This window comes from Paenibacillus sp. PK4536, from assembly GCF_028594455.2.
Classification (GTDB): domain Bacteria; phylum Bacillota; class Bacilli; order Paenibacillales; family Paenibacillaceae; genus Saccharibacillus; species Saccharibacillus nuruki.
The window spans coordinates 1,843,918-1,865,963 of the sequence record NZ_CP126313.1 but is presented as its reverse complement, the minus strand read 5'-3'; the positions used below and the strand labels follow the sequence as shown (position 1 = coordinate 1,865,963).

The 22,046-nt window shown below is 40.9% G+C and carries 18 protein-coding genes; 3 read left to right on the top strand and 15 right to left on the bottom strand.

The features are described 5' to 3' along the window. Window positions 1–99: 99 nt before the first annotated feature. A complete protein-coding gene (locus PO903_RS08500) occupies window positions 100–1,419 on the top strand; it encodes a glutamate-1-semialdehyde 2,1-aminomutase (protein WP_069329396.1) in 1,320 nt (439 codons plus the stop codon). A gap of 162 nt (window positions 1,420–1,581) precedes the next feature. Here PO903_RS08500 and PO903_RS08495 read toward each other — a convergent pair whose 3' ends face one another. Then, window positions 1,582–2,940, bottom strand: coding sequence for an aminotransferase-like domain-containing protein (locus PO903_RS08495; RefSeq protein ID WP_273593136.1), 1,359 nt, complete (start codon window positions 2,938–2,940; stop codon window positions 1,582–1,584). A gap of 264 nt (window positions 2,941–3,204) precedes the next feature. On the opposite strand from PO903_RS08495, the gene PO903_RS08490 reads away from it, so the two are divergent. After that, entirely contained in the window at window positions 3,205–4,125 is a 921-nt protein-coding gene (locus PO903_RS08490) for a DMT family transporter (protein ID WP_273593135.1), read from the top strand. A 232-nt stretch (window positions 4,126–4,357) separates the two neighbouring features. Here the strand turns inward: PO903_RS08490 and PO903_RS08485 are convergent, their stop codons facing one another. Continuing rightward, window positions 4,358–5,656 carry a VWA domain-containing protein gene (locus tag PO903_RS08485; protein WP_273593134.1) on the bottom strand — a complete coding sequence of 433 codons (1,299 nt, stop codon included), beginning with the start codon at window positions 5,654–5,656 and terminating at the stop codon, window positions 4,358–4,360. A 167-nt stretch (window positions 5,657–5,823) separates the two neighbouring features. On the opposite strand from PO903_RS08485, the gene PO903_RS08480 reads away from it, so the two are divergent. After that, window positions 5,824–6,909, top strand: coding sequence for a hypothetical protein (locus PO903_RS08480; protein ID WP_273593133.1), 1,086 nt, complete (start codon window positions 5,824–5,826; stop codon window positions 6,907–6,909). A 154-nt stretch (window positions 6,910–7,063) separates the two neighbouring features. Here PO903_RS08480 and PO903_RS08475 read toward each other — a convergent pair whose 3' ends face one another. From PO903_RS08475 to PO903_RS08415, 13 genes are all read right to left on the bottom strand, one after another. After that, window positions 7,064–8,098: a glycoside hydrolase family 88/105 protein gene (locus PO903_RS08475; RefSeq protein ID WP_273593132.1), complete on the bottom strand. Its 1,035-nt coding sequence runs from the start codon at window positions 8,096–8,098 to the stop codon at window positions 7,064–7,066. A gap of 88 nt (window positions 8,099–8,186) precedes the next feature. Beyond that, the gene (locus tag PO903_RS08470) at window positions 8,187–9,482 is read right to left on the bottom strand and encodes a rhamnogalacturonan acetylesterase (protein WP_273593131.1); all 1,296 of its coding nucleotides are present in this window, start codon (window positions 9,480–9,482) and stop codon (window positions 8,187–8,189) included. A gap of 76 nt (window positions 9,483–9,558) precedes the next feature. Beyond that, window positions 9,559–10,464, bottom strand: coding sequence for a carbohydrate ABC transporter permease (locus tag PO903_RS08465; RefSeq protein ID WP_502921672.1), 906 nt, complete (start codon window positions 10,462–10,464; stop codon window positions 9,559–9,561). Window positions 10,465–10,466: 2 nt separating this feature from the next. Beyond that, window positions 10,467–11,375, bottom strand: a complete 909-nt coding sequence (locus PO903_RS08460; protein WP_069329402.1) for a carbohydrate ABC transporter permease — start codon at window positions 11,373–11,375, stop codon at window positions 10,467–10,469. 111 nt (window positions 11,376–11,486) lie between these two features. After that, window positions 11,487–12,779, bottom strand: a complete 1,293-nt coding sequence (locus tag PO903_RS08455; protein WP_069329403.1) for an ABC transporter substrate-binding protein — start codon at window positions 12,777–12,779, stop codon at window positions 11,487–11,489. Window positions 12,780–13,280: 501 nt separating this feature from the next. After that, window positions 13,281–14,840, bottom strand: a complete 1,560-nt coding sequence (locus PO903_RS08450) for a response regulator transcription factor (RefSeq protein ID WP_273593130.1) — start codon at window positions 14,838–14,840, stop codon at window positions 13,281–13,283. Beyond that, a complete protein-coding gene (locus PO903_RS08445; RefSeq protein ID WP_273593129.1) occupies window positions 14,833–16,596 on the bottom strand; it encodes a sensor histidine kinase in 1,764 nt (587 codons plus the stop codon). The genes PO903_RS08450 and PO903_RS08445 overlap by 8 nt, the downstream gene beginning before the upstream one ends. 233 nt (window positions 16,597–16,829) lie before the next feature. Further along, on the bottom strand, window positions 16,830–17,735 hold the full coding sequence (locus tag PO903_RS08440; protein ID WP_502921671.1) for an alpha/beta hydrolase family protein: 906 nt from the start codon (window positions 17,733–17,735) through the stop codon (window positions 16,830–16,832). A gap of 121 nt (window positions 17,736–17,856) precedes the next feature. Further along, entirely contained in the window at window positions 17,857–19,131 is a 1,275-nt protein-coding gene (locus tag PO903_RS08435) for a stalk domain-containing protein (protein ID WP_273593128.1), read from the bottom strand. 127 nt (window positions 19,132–19,258) lie between these two features. Beyond that, window positions 19,259–19,528, bottom strand: a complete 270-nt coding sequence (locus PO903_RS08430) for a hypothetical protein (protein ID WP_273593127.1) — start codon at window positions 19,526–19,528, stop codon at window positions 19,259–19,261. Between the two features lie 135 nt (window positions 19,529–19,663). Next, the gene (locus tag PO903_RS08425; RefSeq protein WP_083243679.1) at window positions 19,664–20,536 is read right to left on the bottom strand and encodes an inositol monophosphatase family protein; all 873 of its coding nucleotides are present in this window, start codon (window positions 20,534–20,536) and stop codon (window positions 19,664–19,666) included. A gap of 47 nt (window positions 20,537–20,583) precedes the next feature. Further along, a complete protein-coding gene (uvsE, locus tag PO903_RS08420; protein ID WP_137225974.1) occupies window positions 20,584–21,585 on the bottom strand; it encodes a UV DNA damage repair endonuclease UvsE in 1,002 nt (333 codons plus the stop codon). A gap of 92 nt (window positions 21,586–21,677) precedes the next feature. Further along, the gene (locus PO903_RS08415) at window positions 21,678–21,995 is read right to left on the bottom strand and encodes a hypothetical protein (RefSeq protein WP_069329411.1); all 318 of its coding nucleotides are present in this window, start codon (window positions 21,993–21,995) and stop codon (window positions 21,678–21,680) included. Between the last annotated feature and the right edge of the window lie 51 nt (window positions 21,996–22,046).

Here is a 22,046-nt window from a genome sequence, read left to right as displayed (position 1 = left end):
TCAACGATCGTTACACCTGTAATTATAGCGCCCATATCAAGGGCGCTTTTTTCTTGTCTGAACGGTGGTTGCTGTTATTTTGAATAAGGAGCGATTGTATTGAATCCACGAACACGTTCTTCCCAATTATATGAACAAGCACTAGAACATATTGTAGGCGGTGTGAATAGCCCGTCTCGCTCATTTAAAGCTGTCGGTGGCGGTGCACCTGTATTTATGGCTAATGCCAAAGGCGCTCATTTCACAGATGTTGATGGCAATAAGTATATTGATTATCTGGCGGCATACGGTCCTATTATTACAGGGCATGCTCACCCTCATATTACTGAAGCGATTACCAAAGCCGCGCAAAACGGAATTCTGTATGGTACACCGACAGAAATCGAAATCCAATTAGCAATGATGCTTAAAGACAGTATTCCTTCATTGGATAAAGTTCGCTTCGTCAACTCTGGTACAGAAGCGGTGATGTCTACAATCCGTGTCGCTCGTGCGTATACCAAGCGGAATAAAATTATTAAATTCGCAGGCTGTTATCACGGTCATTCGGATCTGGTATTAGTCGCCGCTGGTTCTGGCCCTTCTACACTAGGCATTCCAGATAGTGCAGGGATTCCAACCAGTATTGCGCAAGAAGTGATTACTGTTCCCTTTAACAATCTAGAAGCATTACGCGAAGCTCTGGAACATTGGAGCGATCAGATTGCAGCTGTAATGGTAGAGCCGATCGTTGGGAACTTCGGTATGGTAATGCCTGCTCCTGGTTTTCTAGAAGGATTATGTAAATTAGCTCATGATTACGGCGCTTTAGTCATTTACGATGAAGTCATTACAGCTTTCCGTTTCCATTATGGTTCCAGTCAGACGTATGCCGGCTTAGACAATCACGATCAGATCGTCCCTGACTTAACCGCTCTTGGTAAAATTATTGGTGGCGGACTTCCTATCGGTGCTTATGGTGGACGCAAACATATTATGGAACAAGTGGCTCCACTAGGCCCTGCTTATCAAGCAGGTACGATGGCAGGTAATCCTGCGTCTGTCGCTTCGGGTATCGCTTGTCTGGAAGTGTTACAAGGCGAAGGGGTCTATGAAGAAATGGAACGTCTAGCGATTCGCTTAACCGATGGATTGCGTGAGTCTGCGGATCGTCACGGCGTAGCGATGACCATTAACCGTATTCGTGGTGCATTTTCAACGCATTTCTGCGATCATCCAGTGACGGATTATGATCAAGCTCAAGATACGGATGGCGAGAAATTCGCAGCGTTCTTCCGTCATATGCTAGATCGTGGTGTATGTCTGGCTCCATCCAAGTATGAAGCATGGTTCTTAACCACGGCTCATGTGGATGCAGATATTGATCAGACGTTGCAAGCGGCAGATGAAGCGTTGAAGTTGGTTGCAGCAGGGAAGTAATATGCGACTACGCTTCATTATTTAGCACATCCATATATCGTTTGGATGATCCAAAACATAAATCAAGCGACTTGTGTATATATCACAGGTCGCTTTTCTTTTGCTCGATTCATTTTTATAAAAATAGTTATGATCAGTAACTAGTAGCTCCTCATCATAAAGTTACAACTTGGGCGTGATAGATAATTTGCGAATTTCTTTGGCTATGATTTGTAGTGTAGGATCAATCTGTTCTTCAGGCACATTCGATACGTTAATTCGCAGTAAATTCATAGTATACGGGCTATTAGCTAAAAAGTGCTGACTGCCATCCCCTACAACAATTTTCTGCTGTGCTAAGCGCTTGATCAAGACAGACGTGGGGAAATTATCCGGTAATCGCAAAAATGTATGCACAGCCTGATTGCGAGGAGCATTGGCAAAAATAGGATCAGCAGATAATTCATCTAATGTACGATGCAGTTGAGCAATACGGCGATCGTATCCTTCCAGTAGATACCGACGATAACGTGTAAACATTCCATTTTTGATGTACATATGTAAAGCTGCTTGCGAAAGAACAGAACTGTCGATATCGAGCAATCGTTTATATTGCGAAAAGGTAGAAATAAGCGCTTCAGGTAAAACAGCGACACCGATCCGTAGACCGGGAAAAAGAATTTTAGAATAGCTTTTGAGATAAATAACATGCTCTGACGTATCATACGCATATAGCGGATCATTCGAGACGGCATGTTCCAGATCAGACAAATAATCATCTTCTACAATATACACATCATACTTGGTAGCTAAGACAACTAACCTCTTCTTATCTGCTGTCGATAACGATGTACCGAGTGGATTATGAAATCGTGGAATCACATAGAAAAACTTAATCTCTCCACTCTGGAAAAGACGTTCTACTTTTTCCCAATCCAGTCCATGGACAGTTCGTTCTACCCCTTCTACTGGTACATGTAGCGCTCCCAGTAATTCAATCAGCAAATGGTAACTCGGTTGCTCAATCATAATCGTCTGTCGATCGTTTGGAAAAGGCATCATCGTCAAGATCGATAATGCTCGCTGAATGCCTGAAGTGACAAATAACTGCGATTCCCGTGCAAATACCTGAACCTCTTCTAACTGTTGCCTCACTTCACATAATAAGGGTGGCAATCCTTGAGGCATCCCGTACGAAAATAATTGATCTCGGTAGACTTGTGTCGCCTGATTAAGACAACTTTGGAAATCATCATAGGGAAACAATTCAGGCGCTGGGGCTGCCGATGATAAATCCACTTGATCGCGTACTGGATAACGCTGTTGATGGTACCCTTGCTGTGCCACATAATACCCACTGCGATCCATAGCATAGATCCACCGCTCGCGTGCTAATTGTTCATAGGCTCCAATAATAGTCGATGGGCTACAATGGTTCGTCTGAGACATAACACGAATCGAAGGTAGCTTCTGACCCGATAATAAAATACCTTGCTGAATCTGCTCTTGAATCTGAGCAACTAATTGTTGTTGTTTATTCATCCAATCTGCTCCTTGCCAACCTTCTCATTTTGATATGGAGGTACACATGAGTCCGAGTGATGTGTACCTCATTATTTTGAATCATATATATGTCATTCTTTAGTAGCATTAGTATGTCATATGCTACATCCATTTTTCTATTATCTTCTACTCTATCTGTATCGGTACAGTTTGATTTTATCGTGATTGTGAGCGGTTTACTAGCCGCGGTATATTGAATAAGCGTTCTTATTCTATAGCAAATGATCGTTTGGAGGTATACCGATGTCTACAGATTCAAAGCGTTTACCCGCTTATTTTGCTGCACTGGCTCATGCACTAATTATAGGATTTTCATTTTTATTTATGAAAATGACAGTCGATACCGCTCATCCATTGGATGTACTGGCTCATCGGTTTTTGTTATCTACGTTGGTGATGGGCATTCCGATTGTGTTCGGTTGGATTAAGGTCACATGTACATGGCGAGATATCTGGCGCATGCTACCTTTGGCATTGTTATCGCCGATTCTATTTTTTGCTTTTCAAGCGTTTGGGTTATTGTATGCTTCTTCTTCCGAAGCTGGCATTATACAGGCAACCGCGCCTATTTTCACATTGATCTTAGCGACTTATTTTCTTAAAGAACAATCTTCATGGATACAGAAAAGTTCACTGTTATTGTCTGTGATAGGGGTAGTGTTTATTTTTGTTATGAAAGGCGGTACCCACTTTTCATTGAGTAATCTGGGTGGTATTTTGTTGTTGGTAGGGTCTGCGCTTTGTTTTGCAGGGTACGGGGTACTGGCTCGTCCGCTGACACGACAGTACAATCCGCTTCAATTAACATGGGTGACGATGATTACAGCTTGTGTATTATTTAATGTTGTCGCACTTGGTCGCCATCTGATCCTCGGGAATATGATCGACTACGTGCAGCCCTTGCTACAACCGAATTATGGATTGGCTTTATTGTATCTAGGTATCTTATCTTCGCTAGGCACAACTTTGTTATCTAGTTATGCCCTTTCTCATCTGGAAGCAACCAAAATGAGCGTATTTAGCAATTTTGCTACGATTACATCGATGATTGCAGGCACTGTGTTTTTGCACGAGCAGTTGATGTACTATCACATCATTGGTACAGCCTTGATTATTCTCGGCGTATTGGGAACCAATTGGGGGAAGCGTTCGATAGAAAGTTGATATGTGAAAAAGAGAAATCAGGTTTTACACATCATTCATATGTAGTAACCACATGTGTAACCTTTCTTTATCTCAATGAATGGTTACAATAGATATCTGTTAGTTCTTCAAACTCAAAAAGAGCCAAAAGATGATGAAAGCCCTCTGTATATTACACAAGATGCTTTGCTACCTTCTGGCTCTTCATTCTTCATTCTTCATTCTTCATTCTTCATTCTTCATTCTTTTAACATTATGCCAAAATGCCTTTTCTTCTCGCTTCTACAATCCAGCTTGGGAACTCACTCAACAATCGATCATATAACTCTTCATCACTGACTTTGGAAATATCGTCTAACTCGAAAAAGCTCGCATTATCTATAAATCGCCCTTTGAGTTCGTCCAATTGACGCAGAATACCGTAGTTGGCATTGCCCAGGCCGACAAACTGCCAGAATAGATTCTGATGAGAACTGTCGGTAATCAGTTTAGTGATTTTGCTTTTACTACTTACTCCACCATCGCTGAAAAAGATAATATACGTCGGAATCCGTACATTCGGCTCTTCGACGGTATATTTGCGAATCACATCTTCCATCACGGGCGGTTCATTGTTCGTTCCACCTTTGCTTCCTAGCTTATACGTGCGTGCGACATAATCTTTGTAATCTTCGGCTCGTACGCTTGGAGCCCGTAAAAATTCTTTGGCAAAAAACCATACATCTAATTCTCCATTATCATCAAATGCTGTCGCAATCGCTAGAATACGCTCAAACGCTTCTTGCACGATTCCTTTTTTGTAAAGGGAATACATTGAACCTGAAGCATCGAATACTACCGCCACTCTTGCTTGAATCGGTGGAATTTGTTTCTTTTCCAAAGATAAAGTCACTTTACGTTTGAGTAAATCGATTTTGCCTAAAGATGGATTAGGCGGTGGTGTCGCAGATTCAGGTGTCGGTTCAGAAATCACGGGTGCCGGTGTAGTCTCAACAGAACTTGTTGGAACATCTACCGTTTCTTCAGGGCTGTCATCAATCTCTACCCCAAATGATTCAGCTAAAGGCTTCAATCCGCCAAAAAATCCACGTCCAATCGCTCGAACTTTAAATCCTTGCTGATAACGATAGACTTCTATAAAAATAAGCGCTGTCTCTGCGGTCGCTTCTGTAATGGTATATGTAATCTCTTGCTCACCAATATGAAGCACAGCCTGGCATCCTTGCACTTCTGCAAAAGTACCGGCTCCTTCTAATGTTGCTGTAAATACACATTTGGCAACAGGAACACTTTGTAGTTTATCCATATCTAATGTGAATTGTGTACTTCGCTCTGTCGATTGTGTACATTGAACCGATTGATGCGGATCGACATTTTGATTATAAAAAATAAAATAGTCATCCGAAGGAGCTTTGCCTGCTTCATCGACCATAAAGCAACTGATATCGAGTGGTGACGGTGAAGATTCACATTGAATTGTGACGTTCAATGAATGACCCTGTGCTAGATTAGTATTTTGCCCTTGATTCAATACGATATGTTCGCTAGCCATAACAGCAACCCCTTTTTGAATCATGATTGTTATATTCTTACCATAAAGCCTATTATTTTCCTCGTCAAATCTAAACATTACATAGGCTATAAATATACGGTATAATAGAATAGAATATATAGGTATGCTACATAAAATAAAGGATCGTACAGAAAGGATTATCTTTGATGAAAAAATGGATATTAACGATAGTATTGCTTCTATTATTACCTGTACAAGCCTTTGCTGCAAATAGTACAGATGATCATTTATCTTTTCCTGAAGATTTCCATATTGATACACAAATTGTGAATCTACCCCATGATCAAGCCGTTCTAGTAGATATGGCTGAACACAACATCGAAATGGTTGATCTCAATACATCGAAGTCACTCTGGAAACAGTCTTATGATCGTATTTTCAGCTACGATGTGTTGATCGGTTCTAATAAGATGGTATTGCTTGTTGATCATAAGAACTCGCTACAGAAAATCACATTATCTACAGCGAAAGCCACAATGGGTAAAGTGCTATCCACCACGACTTTGCCACAGACTCTGTATCAATCTGTTGCCGGGAATGGTTCACAGCTAGATTGGTCTGCACCAACAGCAACAACTAAAGAACAGATTGTAGTTCAATCAACTAAACAGTTGTCGGTCTATCAAGCACCGTGGAAAAAGGCTGTTCTCAGCACAACACCTTTGATTCAGCAGACCTTTAATTATGAAAATGCTACTCCGTATCAAGTAAATACTCAATCGCATTATGTGGTCGCTCAATATAACGGTGGTAGCTTGATGCAATCCCAAAATGTCTTTTATATCTGGGATACTGCTCAACCTACAGCAAAAGGCAAAACGATTACGACTCCATGGAATATTGATGCTGATTTTCAATTGCAAAATAATGAACTGATTCTCTACACTACCAATATTAAAGGGAATCCGTTAGGCACCAATACAGACAAACCTTTTCCAGTCTATGCACGTTATAATCTAGCTACAGGTCAACCTACGTATGAAATGATGCGTACGTTAGCGGATCGTGATGCAGAATGGACAACCGATTATAATAACAATCAAGTCTTTCTTGTAGACGATAGTGAGCAGAAAAATTATTTGTATGATCGTAACGGTAAAGAAATCTGGCAAATGTCCAAAACATCTGACAACACAGTATCCAAATTTATTAAATACGAAAATGGTCTACTGTATATGATTGTTGAGAATCTAGATCATCAGTTCTCGATCGTGAAGCAACCGCTATTGTAATCTTATCTATCTGTTGCAATAAAAAGATAAACACGCTGTTCTTATACAAAGAGCAGCGTGTTTTTTTATATCTTATTTATGGAGCTAACAAGTCTACTTAGCGTGATATCTTATCCCTTTTTTCGAGACAACTATCTATACGATAGCAAACGATTTAACCAAATACATCTTCTTTGGTTCGTACCAGTTGAGCTAGAAAAGCTAAACCTAATCCTTGTCCCCAACCTTGAATACGTTTGGCTGGCACTTTGCGGTAGCCGTCGATATCGTTCATGACAGCCGTCCCTGCGGATACACCTGTGATGGTGCCATCTTCTTTGATTTTCGACAGAATGCCATCTATCGCTTTTTGCGTATATTTATTATACAGTCTGCCTTGCAATAACAACGCTGTCGCAATACCCGCAGAACCTGATGTTTCCAGATAAGACGTCTCATCTGTCAGTACAGTATGCCATAACCCTTCTGGCGATTGCAGACGCACCAGAGCACTTAGTTGATCTCGTAGAGAACCATCGATAATCATATAGGATGGATGTTGCACCGGAATAAATTTGAGTGCTTTTGCCATCGTGAGTGCTGCCCATGAATTGCCACGCGCCCAGTACATACCTGACATATGATGCTGATTCACATGATCCCAACCATGATAATACAGATTGGTATCGTTATCTTGCAAAAACTCTTCATGTCCATGATACTGCTTCAAGCCATCTTCAATATATTTTTCATTGCCTAACAAATGACCAATCCGCAACAAATAATAACCCGCCATAAACATCGTATCTACCCATGCTTGCTGTGGAAATACATCTGTCAGCGAATTAACGGTATGCTGGAAAATACCATCGGCGAAGCGCTCTGCTTTGCTATCGAGAAATTCTGCCATTTCTTTCGCAATATCCAAATACTTCTCTTCACCTGTTGCTTCATATAAGGTTAGCAAACAGTGACCGATCGAGACGCCATTAACCGATAACTGTGGTAGTCCTTCTTCGATCTGTTCATCGATCCAGATTTTGAGTTTGTCCAAGTATTCCTTTTTGCCAGTCGCTTCATAGGCTTCACATATACCATAAAAAGCCACACCACCCGGCCAATCCCAACGGAAATCCATATTAAATGTACGTTCAACGACGCGATCTATCACATCACGGATATGTTGTTCATCAAATTGTAATGCAGGCATAATATAATCATCCTTTCGCTATCACTTATAGAGTTATAATCAGAAATCGGAATATTCTTATTACAGAATAGCTAGATCAGCATGTAGGTTAGCGTAAATACATCAATAAAGGTTGAATCGCTAGCTCACGAATACGTTCAGCAACCAATTGGGCAACTTGAAAGGCACCTTGTTCTTGAAAATGCGTATTGTCTTCCATCCCATCAGGAAAATGGATATATTCTCCCGGATACAACCATACGAATAACGACTTGCTTTGTTCTTCACCCAACGACTCTAATAGCATCTTGGTCTGCTCTGCTAGATCAATTAGGGGTACTTGCTGTTCTATCGCTAATTCTTTGACAGCTACAATATAATCGCCATGTGTATCCATAAGGAATCCATTGGCATCAAAGTAACGCCGACTTACCGGTGTGATTAAGATTGGGTTAGCCCCTTTAGTGCGAGCGACTTCGATATATTGCAATAAATAATCTTTGTACGTTGTAAATGGTTCTGTACCACGCGCAGGATCATTCTTTTCATCATTATGACCGAATTGGATCAACAGAAAATCGCCTGCTTTGAGCTGATCTGCAATGATAGTCAGTCGTCCTTCATCAATAAAGCTTTTGGAACTACGACCAGATATCGCATGATTATCTACACAGACATCATGTTTGAATAGTGCAGGCAACATTTGCCCCCAACCGGCATAAGGAGCGCCGCCTTCCTTCTGATCGGTTACAGTAGAATCTCCTGCGATAAATAGTTTGAGCACTTGAGGTACTGCTGTAATCTCTACCGCATTTAGACGTGGCGCTTTGCCACTGATATGCAGTTGCAATTTATTGTCGATCACAGGAACGGTAAATAATTTACTGATCCACTGCCCCGGCAACGTGTCGATAGGCGGTAACATCAACTTGCCTGCTCCACATTTGATAATCGTATGGGTAGCCGCTTGTTCATCTCCCACCATGATCTGGATCTGATATGTACCATTAGGTAGATCAGTTATAAATGAAGTCCCTAGCGGAATACAGAAACTACTTTTCAAATGATCGGTAGTCACGACACTCTGGTCTGTACGGTTGTAATGACTGTACATAGCGCTTCGTTCTCGTCCATATACTCTTTCTGGATGTGCAAATCCATACGACGACCTATTCTGCACATTCTCCTCGTACCGATCATCAGGAGACACAGCGATATAACCGGGAGTGACTTCTCCCGGTCCAAAATCATATCGCAATGGTGCAGGTAACGGTTCAGGCACTGAAAGATCAGATGTAGATGAAATAGGGATAGAGGACGATTCACCTAATGCTGCGTTGGCATCGCCACCTTCTGTTATCCGCCATGGTTCTGTAGAAGTATGAGTGGTTGATTGATCATTCATTGGTTCCACCATCCTTGCCTAGATCGCTTTGATCCTGAATTGCTACAGTATCGTGCATACTTTGTTGTTGTTAAAATTATCCTTTGATCCCGCTAGAACTAATCCCTTCAACGATATGTCTTTGGAAAGCGAAGAAGATTGCAACAACAGGTAGTAAGCTGACAATCGACATCGCAAACATCGCACCCCAGTTAGAAGACGATTCGCTATCTAAAAACATTTTTAGACCCATAGAGACTGTATATTTATCCGGTGAATTCAAGTACAATACCGGACCGAGTAAATCTTCCCAACGCCAGTAAAAGGAGAAAATCGCTGCTGTTGCTAGCGAAGACTTAATCAGTGGCAAAATGATCTGTATAAACAAACGGAATTTACCACAGCCATCAATCGTTGCCGCTTCATCCAAATCTTTAGGAATCGTGCGGATAAACTGTACCATCAAGAAAATAAAGAACGGTGCTCCGAAAAACTGTGGAACGACAATTGGATAGATACTGTTCAACCATCCTAATTTGGTGAAAATAATATATTGTGGAACTAGCACGACATCATGAGGCAACATCAAAGTAACCATCATAATCGCAAACCAGAAGTTCCGACCTTTAAAATTCAAGCGAGCAAATCCAAAGGCAATCACAGCAGACGATAAGACAACGCCGACCGTAGAGATCACTACAATCACCAGTGAATTCCACATATAATGTCCGAAAGAATAACCGCCGACACCTTTCCAGCCTGTAATATAGTTATCCCACATCCACTGTGCAGGTAATAATGTATTGGCTGTTGCAAAGATCGTACGGCTTTCTTTGAATGAACTCAGTAACATCCAGGCAATCGGATACATCATTAAGACAGCGAGTAAACCGACAAAAATATGATAGATAGGCCATTTGATTTTGCGCCAGAACCAACCTTTTTGCGCTCGTGTACTGCTGATCACATTGTATTCTCGGATAGACGCTTTACGTTCAGCCATAATTAACGCCCTCCCCCTTCAGATTCATAGAACACCCACATTTTAGATGTTTTGAATAATACAAATGTTAGAATACCGATAAAGATCAACATTACCCATGCCATTGCAGCGGCATAACCCATATTGTTGAACATAAATGCCTGACGGAATAAATACAGTGAATACAACATGGTTCCATCCAGTGGTCCGCCTTCTCCTTTGGAGATCACATAGGCAGGTACGAATGTCATAAATGCACTAATCGTCTGCATAATCAGATTAAATAAAATAACAGGACTGAGGAGTGGCAATGTAATATTCAGAAATTTGCGTACAGGTGAAGCGCCATCGACACTAGCGGCTTCATACATTTCCGGTGAAATATTTTTCAAGCCAGCAAGGAAAATCAACATCGATGATCCAAATTGCCATACTGATAACGTAATCAGCATACCTAGAGCAGCTGTAGCATTACCAAACCAGTTTACAGGTGCGGCACCGAACGCCATTAAGAAATGGTTGACGATCCCTTGCTCACTAAAAATATTACGCCACATAATAGATACAGCTACACTTCCACCAATAATCGAGGGCAAATAATAAATCGTCCGATATGTACCCACCATCCGTGATGCTGTATTCAGCACCATCGCAACAAATAAAGCAAAAGCTAATCGTAATGGAACACCTACAAATACATAATAGATCGTGACTCTCACCGAGTTCCAATACTTCGGATCATTGGTAAACATTTTTTCAAAATTACCAAGTCCTATCCAGCGTGGCGAAGTAAACAAGTTATAGCTTGTAAAAGATAGATAGAGCGATATAAACATAGGGATCAAAGTAAAAGCCAGAAAGCCAATAATAAAAGGACTAATAAAAGCATATCCGGTCAAATTGGTTTTTAAAGATTCATTACGTATAGCCATAAGCGTTCGCACCTCCTCAGATCGTTGAGATTTTGAGAGATAAGAGTGAACCGGGTGGAAATCCAATGTCCGGTTCACTTTCTCTACATGTATCAGCTAACGAGTGCCATATTAAGGTTGATTGTTTGACAAAATCGCATTAGCATCTGCACGGAACTTCGGTGCGACTTCAGCAGCGGTTGCTTGTCCAAAGTTAATTTGCTCCACATAATCGGTTAGTGCTGCAATAATCTCAGCAGATCCTACAGGTGGTGGAGGACTCATAGGCGAACTAATTGGTTCCATTTTGGCAACAAAATCAAATACTTGTTTCTCTGTTTCACTTAGTTCTGGTGCCACTGCTTTTTTCACAGCCGCAGAGATCGGTACACCGCGCTCACCTTTAATTAATTTATTCGCATCTTGATTGTTGATCCAGAAGTCGATAAATTTAGCTGCTTCGTCTTTGGATTGCGAACTTTTCGCTACAGCCCAGTACATACTTGGTTGCATATAAATTCCTTTTTCCATATCCGGCCCTACCATCGGAGCAAGCTCCATCGGACGATTCACAACACGCTGTAACGCTACGAATTGATTCGACCATTGCCAGATTCCGATACCTGTACCTTTTACAATATCCGACTCTTCTAGAATCCCTTTAGTCTGGTTCAATTTCTCTTGGGAAGGGACAGCACCTTCTTTGATCAGCTCTGCTAACATGCCGAAGAATTCAGTGAACAGCGCATCATCTTCATATCCAAGTGCGGTTCCTTCTGCATTGTAAAGCGATTGACCTTTGGTACGTAAAAAGTAATTAAAGAAAATATCTGCTGCCATCGAACTATCAAAGTAGATTCCTTTGTCTTTTGCTTTGAGCGCGATTTCTTTATATTGATCCCACGTCCAATTGTCTGGAATTTCATTAATACCTGCTTTTTTCAAAATCGCTGGATCATACTGGAATCCTAAAACGTTAACCCCTGTTGGCATACCGTATTGTACGCCACCAATCACACCTGTTTTAAGTACGTTTTCAGTCACATCATCAACTTTAATTTTACTGCCTAAGTAAGGGGTCAAGTCTTCCAATTGTCCATTTTTAGCGTATTGGCTAATATAGGATACATCCATTTGCATAATATCCGGCAATTGATTAGCCGCTGCTTGTGGCGCTAGCTTTTTCCAATAATCGTCAAAAGAAGCATATTCGATATCAATATTCACACCTGGATTTTGCTCTTTATACATATCAATAATTTTTTGTGTATATTCATGTCTAGTATCTGATCCCCACCAAGCAATACGAAGCGTTTTGCCATCTGTACCTCCACTCGCATTACTACCTCCGCTACCTGAATTACCGCAAGCTGTGATAAAAAGTAGAATAGTGACCATGAATAACAGTGCTGTTTTTTTTCTCATTATATTCTCCCCTTTCGTTAATCAAACAGATGATGGCTGTTCATATTGCTCAAAATAAGTAAGTAGAATACGATGATACTCTTTTTTTGTTAACGCTTACATTTAAGTGATACCTTCATTTTCGCAGATGGATGATCACAAATGAATACACAAATCCGATGTGATCGTGTAAAAAACAGAGTAGTCTGAATTTCTGCTAAGACGGATATTTGTATAAAAATGACTTGGTTTACGGTATAAAGTGGCTTTGGCTACGATCATCATCTTATTCTTGTCGTCGCTTGGTGTCATGAACTCCCTTGAATAACCGCTATGCGGTAGGGAGTTTATGACAAAGGCGATCGCTTCGCTCTTTCAGAATATGATGATGCTCTTCTCTTGCGCGTTGAGGTACTGTAAATTTGATTTAAGTCAAAATAAAAAGCGACAATCAAAAGTCGCTTTTTATTTTGAGGTATGTTGTACGATATTTTACTATTAATGTATTTTCCGAAAATAAGTTTACTCTTCACTTTTCCGATATTCGGTTGGGGTCATGCCTGTCCATTTTTTGAATACTTGACTGAAATATTGAGAGTTGCCACCGAATCCGAATAGTTCGGCGAGTTCAAATACTTTTACATCTCCACTACGACGAATATGATCGGTTGAGCGTTCAATTCGATAACGATTGACATAATGAGAGAAATTATCGCCGGTTACTTTTTTGAAAATCTTACCGAGGTAATCAGGGTTCATATAGAGCATCTGATTGGCGACACCGTTAAGTGATAATTCAGCACTGGTGTAATTTTGTTCGATGATCTGGATCATTTTATTGACGACCGAAGATTGACGATTCACATTGCTCTTATAGTAACTCATCGTTAAGTAAGCCGCCGCTTCTTGCACGAATTCATGCAATCCAGTCAGTGTATCTAACATCGCCAGTTCTGCCATTCGGCTGGTAAATAAAGAACGTTCTTCTGGTAAGCATAAGCGAATCATAACGGCATACAATTGCAGCACATACGAGCGAGTGACTCCAATATCATGTCGCCATTCGGCTAACGTTACAAATAAGCGGTCAATTTCTGCGGTCACTTCTTCCATTTGCCCTGATTTGATTAACAGTGTGAATGCTTCTTCATCCAGTTCAAAAGAAGTACTGTCTTTCTGATCGGCTAATGCTAGATCAGACTTGGTAATAATACTCCCTTCGCCTACATAGAAGCGATGATTCATACACTGTTGTGTATCCCGATACATACGACGTAATGAGATCATATAATCCGGTTCACTGAGAGCGATTGTTACTTCTAATTTGTAAAAGCCTGCAAAGACATTCTGTACATGTTCCAGATCACTAATCAGCTTCGAGATCGAAGTAGGATCATCTAATAAAAGAAGTAATTCATCTTGCATATGAATCGTTGTGCCCATCAACACGCCATCCAGTAGATCATCCGCGATATTTTTCAGTGCAAATAAATGTTCATATTCATGAGATTCTTCGACACGCATCAAAGCCATACGTACTGGACGATCACGCAGATTGAGATGAAACAGTTGCTCATAATAATCGAGATCACGTACACCGTACATTTTATTCGCAATAAATTCTTTCAGAAATTGTTCTTTCACTTGGGGCAACATACGTGTGAATTGTTCTTTCATACTGTTTACGAATTGATCCCGTTCATGTTCAACCTCACGTTCAGATAATAATTCACCGATCGCTTCTTGAATCTGACGTTCGTTGCAAGGCTTCACCAGATAATGCTTCACCCCGTATTGCATCGCTCTACGTGCATAATCAAAGTCTTTATGACCGGACAACATAATAAACCGTACATCTGGAAATGATGCATGTGTCTTCGCTACAAGTCCAATCCCATCCAATCCCGGCATCGAAATATCACTAATCACGATATCCGGACAATTCGCTTGAATCTGTTCATACGCTTCCAGTCCATTACGAGCCGTACCGATCAATTCAGTTCCACTTTCTTGCCAGTTCACAACCTGTGATATTCCTTCTAAGATCATCCGTTCATCATCCACTAACAATACTTTATACATCTTGCGCTTCCCCTCTTTCATAAGGAATACGAATATGAAAAGCAGTAATCACACCGGGTAGACTTTCAATTTCCATTCCATACTCTGAGCCAAATGTTAGCCGAATCCGTTCGATAATATTACTGAGTCCAATCCCTTCACCACGTGTCTGTACTTGTCCGCTATGCAGACGTTCTAGAAATTCAGCCGTCATCCCGGGCCCATCGTCTTCGACACTGATATAAAGTACATCTTCTTCATGTCTAGCTACAATCCGAATATGACATACGTTCACACTGGGTTCCAACGCATAATGAATCGCATTTTCGATCAGTGGTTGTAAAGTAAGCTTGGGAATAAGGGCATCTTTGAGATCGTCAGGGATATCGACTTCAAAATGTAATCGTTCTTCAAATCGCATCTGCTGAATCGTGACGTAACTATAGACGATATCAAGTTCACGTCCTAACGGGATCAACTTTTCGCTCATATTCACAGAACTGCGTAGCAGAAAACCTAAAGCTTCGACCATTTCAGAGATTTTGGATTGTTTATTTACTTTTGCCATCCAGTTAATAGATTCTAAGGTGTTGTATAGAAAATGGGGATTGATCTGTGCTTGTAATGCTTTGAGTTCGGTCTCACGAATAATGAGTTGTTTGGCATAATTTTCATCGATTAATTCACTAATTCGCCGTAACATACGATTAAAGGTACGGTGCAATAATCCAACTTCTGTCTGCGAGCCTTCGGGTACAGGCCCCAGTGTTAATTCTTCCAGACGATCCAGATTACCGGTCTCTACCGTTCTCATTTTCTGCAATAAACGTTCCATCGGTCTTGTAATACTGCGAGATAATCGTGTGCCGAAAGCTAATCCTAATAAAAAGATAGCGATAAAAATAATAGTCACCAGACGCTTCATCCATGTAATTCGTTCGAACATCAGGTCAAAAGGAGTCATATGCAAATACGTCCAGCCCGTATAAGGCGATTGAATCCGAGCGGAAAAATACCCGCCTTCCGGCAAGTTCACTACACCATATGGCTGATTGCGACTCAGTTCTTGGTTAACCTCTGTTTCGCTAAATGATAATTTCTCAGGATACACAATCTCTTGATGATCTGCGATCACCAGTGTACTTCCTGCCGACTGATGAACCTGTTTATCGACGATCCGGTCGATCCGAATACGAATAATAACCGTACCTAGATTTTTAAGCGTGAATGTCGATCCGGTAAAAGCTTTGAATTGCCGAACCGCTAACAGCGAAGATTTGCCACCAACGTACCAAGCATTCGCTCCATTATTCTGGTCTGCTAGCGTGGTTAGATCGGTTCGCAATTCAGCCGGTATGCCTTCCCGATTGCCTGCTGACATCACTTCTCCTTCTTTATCAATGACCATCATGGAGTACACAAAAGGTTCAGAACCGGCAAAAGCGATCAAGCGATTGGTCAGCTTTTTGCGTAATACATTTTTTTGATATACCGAATTAGTCTGTTCCAGTTCTGTTAAGTACCGCTGTAATTGCTCGTCTGTGACAACTTTAAATGATAAATGCTCCATATCTTTCAGTTGATTTTCGATTCCGACCGAAGACATATTGAGTAGTTCAGAAGTCTTCTCATACATTTGGCTATCATACGTTTCATACAAATTACTGAGTACCAGTGCATAAAAAGCAAAGCTTCCTAACAACAACACAGAGATAAGTAGCAACATTTTTCGATGAATACCTAGATTATTGTAAGCGCTTTTAATTCTGGTAAACATAAGAATAGTCTCCACCTTTGCTACCCCTTAGTATTTACACTTTTAATGATAACGTTTACATTTTTATTAATTAAATTCCAATTCCTGTATGTTTATTATAGCGTGAATACTCCAAAATTTCAGTATATGTTTATAAATACCAAGTTTTACAATCGTATATAGCAAAAAATAACCTCTTTTGAGCCTCAGAGGTTATTTGATATGATCTAGTTTAATACACTATAGTTTACATTTTACTTAAGCGTATTTGCTTGAAGAAAGTTTAATATATCGCTATTTAGGATCTCATGAAAATCGGTACGATTAAATCCGGCAGGATCTTGAGAAGGAGGAAATGTTGGATTTTTCATCCCTTCAGGAAAAGGGCTAAGAAATGAAAAATGTCCTGCATTTTGAATCGTTCGATATTCAACTTGTTGAGGATATGCTACTCCATGTAAAACAATTTGAGCGTGAAAATAAGGAGTATACTGATCTTGCTCCGCATCTAGCATCAGAATAGGTATATCTACATTTTTCAATGCTCCTTCTTCTCGAAACCATACCGATGCAGGTGCTAATAATACAAGTGATTGAATTCGGTGATCTGAAGTTACTTCTATCGGATGTTCAGTTTGATCTGGAGACTCATGGTCAAATGAAGTCGGTAACCCACCTGCTACAGCTAATGCTGTGTACCCTCCCAAAGAATGACCAATTAAAGATACGCGATCAGACTGTACCACTTTTTGAAATACATTATTCTCAAAAAACCAATCGATAGCTAGTCCAATATGTCTTGGTCTATGTGTAAGATTCTGTATCGTACCTTCCCATTGATTGTTATTGCGATTATTGTAAAGATGCTCTGGCATGCCTACTACAAATCCATGACGTGCTAAATATTGAGCTAATGTACGATGTACCAAAGGGGAACCACTATTCCCATGTGAGATGATCACCAAAGGGAATGACATGTCTTCGATGGGGTCTGCATCTTTTGACAATTCTAATGTGTAGGGTCCGAGTGGTTCGATACATTCAGGACTTGTTGTCGGATACATAATCGTCATTGGAAAGGATACAGCTAATGATGCATCTTCTACTATCACCTGACGATACCCTGCATGATAACGATGGCTTATTTCTTTACTTTCCACATAACACCTTCCTTTTCTTATCTATTACTATTCTAAAGTTAGTAGTTGCTTATTATGTATAGAGGGCTTATTGCTAAGAACCCTCTCTATTTGATTGCTAGATACGATGTTATTTATTCTATTATGATCTAATAAAAACCGCTTTCCAGCGAGCTACATATTGTACATTATAATCAAATGCTTGAGTGAGTACAGTTAAAGGCACATAGACTTTCTGCGTTTCTTTAGTCGTTTGTATAAAAGCACTGTTATCTATCATTTGATTAGCACCATTTACTTTGATTTGTTTACTATTTACTGGAATAGTGATTTTGTTTTTGCCACTTTGGATCGTTGCTGTTTGTGTAGCATTCGACCAGTTGACTGTTGCACCCAAAGCTGTAGTGACATCTCGCAATGTAACATAGGTTTTGCCTTTACGAATCAGCGGAGCATATGCCGTTTGAAGGGCTTGCCCGTTGGTTACAATCACAGGAGTTCCTGATGTAGCAGATTGTCCTTTTATAAATGGAGTCCTATCCCCTTTACTTCCCCAGATCGTTTGTGCAAAAGTATGAGCAATCGCATCGTACCCTGTCTGATTCGGGTGAATATCTCCCTCTGCAATATGAGTCATAGCTAACTCTTTGCCCGGAAAATCTTTAGAAACATGAGCTACACGCACATCATATCCTTGAGCGACATAAGACTTTACAGTCTGATCAACAATCTGGCTAAATTGATTAGCCACTGTATTCAGTCCTGCATATAATTGAGTGCCTACTTCAGCAGGCATAGGTTGGTATTGATCCGCAACTACAATGACTGCTTTGGCATTGAGCGATGTTAATTGCTTCATAATATGATCGATATTGATTTTGTACTTTGTACCGACTTGATCCAGATTCAGACTGGAAATATCTTGTGGCAATTCATTCAGAGAACCCAATGCGTTCAGGAAATCGTTACCTCCAATCGTCACCGTAATCAGATCCGCTTGAGCAATATCTTTTTTCGCCTGAATCGTACCTAGTGAATAGACGGCTCCCGGCAAATTAGCTTGAATATCATTCGTCGTGATCTTTGATCCTGCGGTGACTTCACTCAAATAGTTATCAAGTCCTGTGCTGGTTAATCCAAGGATGCTGTGATTCTGAGATTGTACAGCACTGCGGAATAACCCTTGTTCTGCGAGTCGGGGTGCAAATCCATCATAATTAGCAGCTTTCACTCCAGGCTCATATCCTGCTGTAATCGAATCGCCAAGAAAGACCATATGTGAAAAAGCACGCTTGGCATCTGGATTCTGACTTGAGGTGGCGGCATCCACTTGCGCTCCTCCTAGACCTACACTACTACCGACTAGACTGATTATTACCACCATCAAACCTAGTATTTGTTTATAATTCTTTTTCATTCCGTGCTTCATCCTTTCTATCTCTGGTTCTGTCTAGTAACTTCGATTGTTATTTACACCAAAAAAAGCTGTTATCTATTTTCCCTAAAGGGTGGTAGATAACAGCTCTTTACCCTGTATGATGTGATCAACGAGATTCAGTATCATCTGTTGACTCTGGGCGCTTGATTTTGTTCATGTATTCATCATAACGTCCATCGATTTCTTTCGCCATTTTACGATATTGCATCGTTTCTTCAGCGATAGGATCAAGTGTAGTCTGAATACGAATCTCATACTTCGAAGGAATCATACGTCGCTCTCTAACCTCACGGTCTTCTTCTTGCATAAATCCTTCTGTTAAACGTTCGGTTAGCTCGCGTTCTAATTCTTCGGCTGATTTCTCAGGTGAGCTCATCTTGGTCACTCCTTTAACGATAATAATAGATTCGCCATAAGGACTTGGTATTTGTAATAAAGCTGGATAGTATAGTATTACCCCAAATCGTAGGGATGTTAATCGTTGTATACCACATGATCCCGATTCAAATCATTACTTTTGAGCCGGAATATGTTGAAGCCCTGCATCGTGTAATTCAGTCATTAATTCTTGATGAATATGACCATTAGTGGCTAACACATTGCGCACAGCTAGATGGTAATCATCTCCTGAGATATCTCCAATTTGACCACCTGATTCAGTCACTAACAATGAACCTGCCGCCAAATCCCATGCGTTCAATCCAATTTCCCAGTACGCACTTAAGCGTCCTGCGGCAACATAAGCTAAATGTAATGCTGCTGAACCTCCATTACGAATACTACGTACTTTTGGTACAATCGCATTCAATCCACTCATATTCAGGCGCAATGATTCCCCTCGATCTGCTGGGAAACCTGTAGCGACCAAGCTTTCGCCCAGTGTAGCTTCTTGTGATACTTTCATCAGATTACCATGAACATAAGCACCTTTACCTTTTTCGGCTACAAACAGTTCATCATGAGAAGGGTCATAAATTACACCAATAATTACTTCACCTTTGTGAGCAAGCGCAATCGATACACAAAAGTATGGGAAACCATGCACAAAGTTAGTCGTGCCATCAATTGGATCGACGATCCATACATATTCTGAATCTTTCACTGCATCAATCGCTTTAGCCGAAGCTGCTGCGCCTGCGCCCACACTTTCTTCTCCCAAAAATTCATCATCCGGGCAGTAGGTTAGAATAAGCTTACGAATCATCTGTTCTGCGCCTTTATCGACTTCAGTGACCAGATCTTGTGAAGAGACTTTGGTATTTAATTGTTTATAGTCACCTAGCTTACTTTTGATCCATTCGCCTGTTTTGGACGCCGCATTAATAGCTACAGCTACTTTACTTTTTCCACTGACTACATAAGGTACTTTTTGTTGTTCTTCCATCATTTCATTCCCCCTGATTTCTGGAATCTACATCTACCTACATTATATCACGACAACACTTCTATACTTCCACCATCTATGATCCGTACTCCGTCATTTTCGTACTTTGTCAAGTCACGCATTAATTGAAATAGTGCATGGTCTTTATGCTTCGCTTCAAGCATGACATCCAGATGAGAAGAAGTGCGTGCAGCGACTCTGAGGAAATCCAGTAAAGGCCCTGCTTCTACACCATCTGCATGACTTCGACGATCGGTGTCGCTTTTGGGACTAGACGCATGAATTTTGGGTGGTAAGTGTATACCATCAGGCACATCAGTACGTGCTAATGGAGAATCCCATGTTTTGGCTACTTCTTCCCACCAATCGGAAGCTGGTTCTCCATGACAATTGACCATATGATGATGAATATCGAGCACCATCGGCAGACCGGTCTGCTGGGCTACTGCAAGCGTCTCGCCTGTGGTATAGGTTTTGTCATCATTTTCTAGCGTGAGACGGCACTGAATCTCTGCACTCAAGCGACCAAAATGTTCTACAAATCGTGCTGCCGATGTAGGCTTGTCTCCATAAGCTCCGCCAATATGGATATTGTTCTTTGAACGAGCATCCAGTCCCATGGCTTTGAGCATATTCACATGGTATTGCAGATCACGAATCGAAGAGATCAGTACTTCCGGTCTTGGCGTACTAAGTACTGTATAATGATCTGGATGAAACGATACTCGCAGATCATGCTTACGCACATATTCCCCGATCTCTGCAAAAGGTTCTGCCAACGCTTCAAACGGATTCCAATCGTGCAAATCGGTATGGGTCGCAAGCGGAATTAATTTGGATGAAAAACGGTACATCTGAATACCTTCAGCTATATTATGGCGTAACAAACGTAAGGTATTGTGTAAGTTAGTCGTAGCAATTTGTTCTAACAAACGCAAGCCTGCTTCACGATCAGGCAGTTTGCTGAATCTTGCCATTGTCATTGTTTTGGAAGGTGAAGAATCTGCGATCTCTAGTGACATCGCCACATATCCGAATCGTACAATCATAGGGTTCAAGTGCCTCCTCTAGTGTGATGTCCAAGGTGTATACAGAAGAAAAGCATTCGATCTAGTATGATTCTGTATGTGTATGATTAAACCTATTCTTGCTCTCCGAAAAACATTTCATGTGCAAGATCGGTCTGTACTCTTGCTTCTTCTTCTGTTAATTTGCGAACCAATTCAAGTTCTACGGCGGTGACTTCACGACCTTGGAAGTTGATTTCAGCGATAGACGCTGTGATTTTGACGATGGCAATCGCTACGTTTTTGGGTGTATAGGCGATTACTTTTTGTCCGGTTGGATAGACGCGAAATCCGCTTTTGAGCATTTTGCCTTTGCCGTATTCAAGCAGTTCGAGTAGTTCTTGTTCGTTTTTGAACTTACATACGGAGTTAAATTCGGTTTGAAATCCCATGGTCATTGCTCCTTTCGAGTGGGCGGTGGTTGAGGTGAGGTACGGACGCTT